Annotated in this window: 4 protein-coding genes and 1 pseudogene; all 5 read left to right on the top strand. The window is 58.3% G+C overall.

All coding sequences use genetic code 11. From position 1 onward, the window contains the following. Nucleotides 1-183: 183 nt before the first annotated feature. Nucleotides 184-945, top strand: a pseudogene (cas10, locus tag ABYO54_RS13200) (type III-B CRISPR-associated protein Cas10/Cmr2); the annotation flags it as partial. A 2-nt stretch (nucleotides 946-947) separates the two neighbouring features. Beyond that, the gene (locus ABYO54_RS13195; protein WP_372808716.1) at nucleotides 948-2,192 is read left to right on the top strand and encodes a type III-B CRISPR module-associated Cmr3 family protein; all 1,245 of its coding nucleotides are present in this window, start codon (nucleotides 948-950) and stop codon (nucleotides 2,190-2,192) included. A 17-nt stretch (nucleotides 2,193-2,209) separates the two neighbouring features. Further along, nucleotides 2,210-3,070 carry a type III-B CRISPR module RAMP protein Cmr4 gene (gene cmr4, locus ABYO54_RS13190; RefSeq protein WP_372808715.1) on the top strand — a complete coding sequence of 287 codons (861 nt, stop codon included), beginning with the start codon at nucleotides 2,210-2,212 and terminating at the stop codon, nucleotides 3,068-3,070. Then, nucleotides 3,067-3,408, top strand: coding sequence for a type III-B CRISPR module-associated protein Cmr5 (locus ABYO54_RS13185; RefSeq protein ID WP_372808714.1), 342 nt, complete (start codon nucleotides 3,067-3,069; stop codon nucleotides 3,406-3,408). Before cmr4 ends, ABYO54_RS13185 begins: the two co-directional genes overlap by 4 nt. 1 nt (nucleotide 3,409) lies before the next feature. Beyond that, nucleotides 3,410-5,536, top strand: a complete 2,127-nt coding sequence (cmr6, locus tag ABYO54_RS13180; RefSeq protein ID WP_372808713.1) for a type III-B CRISPR module RAMP protein Cmr6 — start codon at nucleotides 3,410-3,412, stop codon at nucleotides 5,534-5,536. Nucleotides 5,537-5,666: the final 130 nt, after the last annotated feature.

Raw genomic sequence — 5,666 nt, 5'->3', positions numbered from 1 at the left:
GGGGCCGTTCGGCGCAATGAACTGCATCAAACGGCTTTTTCCCGAAGCCTATCTCGAATCGGTTGTGAAGCAGAAAAGCAAGCTGTGGGACAAGGATGAAGGCTTGGGAATGTACAACACCCGCGACATCGCAGCGCGAAACCGTGAAGGCGAAGCGGGGGGGGGTTAGATCGCAACGATGAGCGCAAACCGAAAAACCCCTACATCGCCGTCCTTGCCATGGATGGCGATAAAATGGGTGCCGCTCTCAAAACGCTGAAAACAAAGGCGGAACACACGGCATTCAGCCAAACGCTGGCTCGGTTTGCTGTGCAGGACGCGGAGGGCATTGTTAAAGCGCACAGCGGCCAACTGGTTTATGCCGGGGGCGACGATGTGCTGGCCATGTGCCCGGCTGATCGCGCGCTGGAGTTGGCGGATGCGCTCCGTACCGCTTTCCGCAAACGGATGAACACCTATGGGCTGGATGCCAGCTGCGGGATCGCGGTCGGACACTACCAGTTTCCGCTCCAGCGCATCGTTGAAGAAGCGCGCGCCGCCGAACGCCGGGCCAAAAATATGCGGGGACGGGCGGCCTTCGCCCTCTCGCTGCTGAAACGCTCCGGCGAAATCATCCACTGGGGCGCGAAATGGGATTCCAAGGCGCTGGCGGTCTACCGCGACTTTTCGCAGAAAACGGAAGAGGAAAAGATTTCCGGTCGCTTTCCGTATGCGCTGGCCGAGCTGCTCCAACCGTATCGGCTCAAGGAAAAACCGCAAGTGGAGCTCAAGCCCATCATCAAAAAGGAGTTCGAGCATGTCCAGACCCGTCAGGCGCAGGTCAAAGGAACCATCGTCGAAGGGGCGCTCGATTATCTGGATGAACTTCCGGATCAACGGCTGGAGGATTTCCCGAACCTCTTCCTCGCTTCCGCCTTCATCAACCGCCAACGGGGAGACAACTGATCATGAACAACGATAAATGGTATCAACTCGATATTGAACCGCGCGATGTGCTCTTTTTCCCGGAAGCCCGGCCCATGGCCGCCAGTTCGGTTGGCGAGGGAGCCCGCTGGCCCGTCCCGCAGGTCTTCCACAACGCGTTGCTCTCCGCTCTCCACGGCATGGAGCGGCAGGAGTTCGAGCACGAACACCAAGCCGGGAAAAGCGATAAAAACAAAAACAGCACCTTCCGCTTCGGCGGCCTCAAAACCATCGGCGTCTTTCCGGTGCTCGGAGAAAAGCTCTGCGTACCGACGCCCGCGGATCTTCAATACCATGGCGATGAACTGACGCTGCTGAAACCCGTAGAAAAAGGACGCTGCGACCTTCCCGCGCCGCTGACCATGGTGCTGAAGAAAGAGGGGCCGGCCTCGAAAAGAGTACCCGCCCCGTGGATGCTGGCCGACGATCTGCTGAGCTACTTCTCCGGCGACCTTGCCGAGCTAACGCTCGTTGAGCAAGACACCGTGTTTGTGCAAGAGGCCCGCCCCGGCATCGGCATCGACGCCGACTCCGGCACGGTCGAGGAGGGCAAATTCTACCTCGCCGAATACCTGCGCCTTGAGAAGGAGGTCTCCCTTTGCGGATTCGCCCAGTGCCGTCAAAAGCGCTATGCCGACGGCACCGACGAGGACCTGCTTGCCCCCTTCTTTGCCCAGCGCAAACAAGTGCCCTTCGTCTTTGGCGGGCAGCGCGGCGTCGCTTTCCTCGAAAGCGTCCGCGAAACCCACTGCACCCGGTTGCGCGAAAACCGCCCCGCCGGAACGCGCGTCAAATGGGTCCTGCTCACCCCCGCCATCTATACCGGCGGTTGGCTGCCGAGCTGGATCGATGCCGACAGCGGCAAACTCAAAACCGGCGATGTTGAAAAGCCGCCGCGCGAGCCCGGCGAATCCCGCGAAGCATGGCGGGCGCGGTTCAGGCAAAGCGGCATCGACGCCACGCTTATCGCCGCCCGTATTCCCAAGCCCTTCCCCTACTCCGGCTGGCGCGCCCACGGCGGGCGCGAAGACAAGGACGGGAACGCCATCAAAGGCGCACACCCGACCCGCCTCTGCGTTCCCGCCGGCGCCGTCTACTATTTCGAAACCAACGAACCCGAAAAGCTCGTCGATTATCTGCACGGAAAAACGCGTAGCGACGAACTGGCCGAAAAGGGCTTCGGCTTCGGCGTGTGCGGAACGTGGAAGCCCGAAGAAAAAACCGTTTAACCAAGGAGAATCGAACCATGAAAAAAATGACCATGACCCTGTTTGCCAGAACCCCCGTGCATGTCGGCGCGGGCAACTCCGTCGGCGCGGTCGACGCCCCCATCCAGCGCGAGCGCCACACCCGCATTCCCATCATCCCCGGCTCCTCCCTCAAAGGCGTCCTGGCCGACCTCTGGAACGAGCGCGGCGACGACGGCCAAATCCGCCGCACTGCGGAAGGCAAGAAGCTTTTCGGCGAAGACGAAGGGGGTACGAAGAAGGATGGTGTAGAAATCAAAGCGCAAGCCGGTGCCCTGCTCATTGGCGAAGCGCGCGTGCTCGCCTTTCCCGTCCGCTCCGCCAAAGGCATGTTCGCCTGGATCACCTGCCCGCTGGTGTTGCGGCGTTTCCAGCGCGAAACCGGTGCACCGTTTGAAGTTCCAAACCTTGGAACCGAAGAGGCAATGGCCTTCGAGGCGCTGAAGATCAAGGGGCAGGTGGTGCTGGAAGAATACAACTTCAATGCGCCCGAGGAACCGCCGCAGGCAATTGTCGATGCCTTCAGGCCGTTGGTTGGTAACGATTCCGTCTGGGCGGGCATCGGCGGGCAGCTCGTCGTCGTCTCCGACGAAATCTTCCAGCACTTCTGCGAACATGCCTGCGAAGTCGTCACCCGCATCCGGATCAACGACGAAACCGGCACGGTCGACGGCAGCGGGCTCTTCAATCAGGAGCAGGTGCCCAGCGAGACGCTCTTCTACACCTCGATCCTGTCGCCCGATGCAGGCAACCTCGCCGCGCTCAAAACCAAACTCGAAACCGAGCAATGGCTCCAGATCGGCGGCGACGCCACCATCGGCCTCGGCTTCTGCACCGTCAACTGCAAGGAGGTGGAATGATGCAAAACCTTGAACAGAAAAGAGCGGCTCATGCGCTGGAAATGTGCAGACGGTTCAAGTTCGAAACCAAGAACAAATCCGATGTCGTGAAACCCATGACCACCATGGTTCTAGATTGTGGCATGTTGCCATCCATGGCTTTTGCTCTCGACAACAGCGACCGCGCTCATGAAGAGGTATTCAAAGCATTCATCGACTATCGCGGTAGCAAGCTGTCGGTGAAGGATTACTTGGAACATCTCGCCAAGGCCGATGCCGCAACGCTCCGCACGGTCACCGCTGAATTCATGGCCTATGTCCGCTATCTGCGCCGATTCGCGAACATGAAGGGAGCCTGACATGTATAAAACCTTTTCATCCCATGTTGGCGAATTGCTTGGATCCGGCCGGCTTGAACGGTTGGAGTCGGCCTCGCTGCGCCACAACAAGCTGCTGATTCTCGGCGAGAACAGCCAACGCGAGCAACTTGAGGCTGTTGCGAATACGGCCGCCCGGTTTTCCCGTCTGCCTGCATTGCCCCAAAGTGATTCCTCATTCGAGTTGAGATTGGGAGGACGGCTAATGGTCAACATGTCCACTGGCGTGCTGGAAAATGCGGGATTGGCGCTTCACCGCCATTTCAATTGCCCGTACATTCCCGGCAGCGCGTTGAAGGGCATTGCCCGTCATGCGGCGTGGTGCGAATGGAAAAAAATGCCCGCCAACGAAAAAACCAATATTGATGCTGCTTCGGCCCGCATCTTTGGTTCTCCGGTTTCTGGGACAAAGAATTGTGAAAATGAACAGGGAACGGTTTGTTTTATGGATGCCTATCCCAAAGACAGGGACTGGGCATTAATTCCCGATGTGCTCACGCCGCACGGCGGCAACGACTATTCCAACCCGACTCCTTGCTTTTTCCTGGCGGTCGAGAAGGGGGCGTCCTTCCGGTTTAGCTTGCGCAAAACCAATCGAACGCATCCGGAAGACCTAGGGCAGGCGGAAGACTGGCTGAGGCAAGGGTTGTTCAATCATGGCGTCGGTGCCAAGACCATCGCGGGATACGGGTGGTTCATCGACGAAAACACGATGGAAAAAGCGATTGGCGTGGAACTGGTGACGCCCGGCTTTTTCGGTGGAGCTTCGCATCAGAACGGAGCCGACACCACGTTGCGGACACCTTCTTTACGCGGCATGCTGCGCTGGTGGTGGCGGACGCTCTATCGCGACCTCTTGCCGGAAAGGTATATGCTGGATCTCGAAAAGGCCATGTGGGGTTCAACGGAAGGCTCTGGCTGGATCCGCACACGCATCATTGCCGTTTCGGAACCAAAGACTGAGTTATTCAACTTCAAGGCCGGCTTCAATCCAAAACCAGACTTCGCCTGCCAGCACAGCATCGACACGCGCAATCACGGACTTCACTACATGGCCTACGGCATGGATGAAAGAAACCGCGATGAAGTCAAACAACGCTATTTCTGCCAACCGGGATCCAGATGGAAGATCCTTTTCTCTATTAGAAATAATGCTGAAGAGGTCGAGTTGACAGCGGGCGGGCAAAAACTCAAAGCAACGCGTCAGGAATTGATGAAGCAGGCGGAAGCCGCGCTCTCGCTACTTTGCCAATTTGGAGGCATCGGTTCCAAATCGCGCAATGGTTTCGGTTCGCTCCAATGGGATGGCGCGCTGGACCTGCACGAATGCCGCGCCGTGGCAAAAAAGTTTTGCGCAGCGCATAAGCTCGGCGGAAAGCCCGAGTCGATGGCCTATTCGTGGGAAACGGCCCTTGAAAATTCCATCGAGGTGCCCTGCCGCGATGCTTGGACCGTGCTGGATCGGCTGGGTCTGGCCGTGAAGGAATTTGCTTCCGAATACAAGCACCGGGATCAAAAGGCGGTGCTGGGATTGCCTCGGAAGATCCATGGGCCCATGAACAATCCCTTGAGACATCAAAATATGAGCTCGCACCAGCGGCCTGAAAATCTGATGCCCGAGTTGCGCAAGGCACAAAACGGCAATAAAACCCGGTTTGCCGCCCCGATCTGGTATCACCTCGAAAAGACGGCCGGCGGCATGAAGCTACGTATAGTGGCGTTTCCATCCGAGCAAATCCGCAAGCTGCCCGTCAGCGAACAAATGCTGGGCGATCTGGTGACGCATGTGGTGGAGTCGTTGGACAAGGCCGAGTGGAACGTCCGGCAACAGGCTCCTCGTCCTTCGCAAAGCGGTGGGTTTCGGCAAGCGCAACGTCCCGTTCACCAGCCTCCGGCCTCGGTAGGTGGTTTGGTTGCGAACAAAGAAGTGCGCGCGGTTCTGCTGGAGGAAAAAACCAAAAAAGGAGGATGGCGGGTTTGTCCGGTTGGGACGCAGGCATCGGGGCCGGTTGTCAATACCGGCGACATTCCCGGCGACAAAAAGACCGGCGATGAAATTGCAGTCATAGTGAACAGCCTCAATCCCCCCATGTTCCGGTACAAAAAATGACCTACGATCCGCAAATCCACCACCGCCGGTCGATCCGGCTGAAGGGGCATGATTATGCCGGCGGCGGGGTGTATTTCGTGACGGTGTGCGCGCATCGGGATTGGATCGCGCAGGAAAAGGGGCGGCCGTT

The sequence above is a fragment of the Pontiella sp. genome (assembly GCF_041622395.1).
In the GTDB taxonomy this organism is placed as follows: Bacteria; Verrucomicrobiota; Kiritimatiellia; order Kiritimatiellales; family Pontiellaceae; genus Pontiella.
This window is presented reverse-complemented; position numbering and strand designations above follow the sequence as displayed.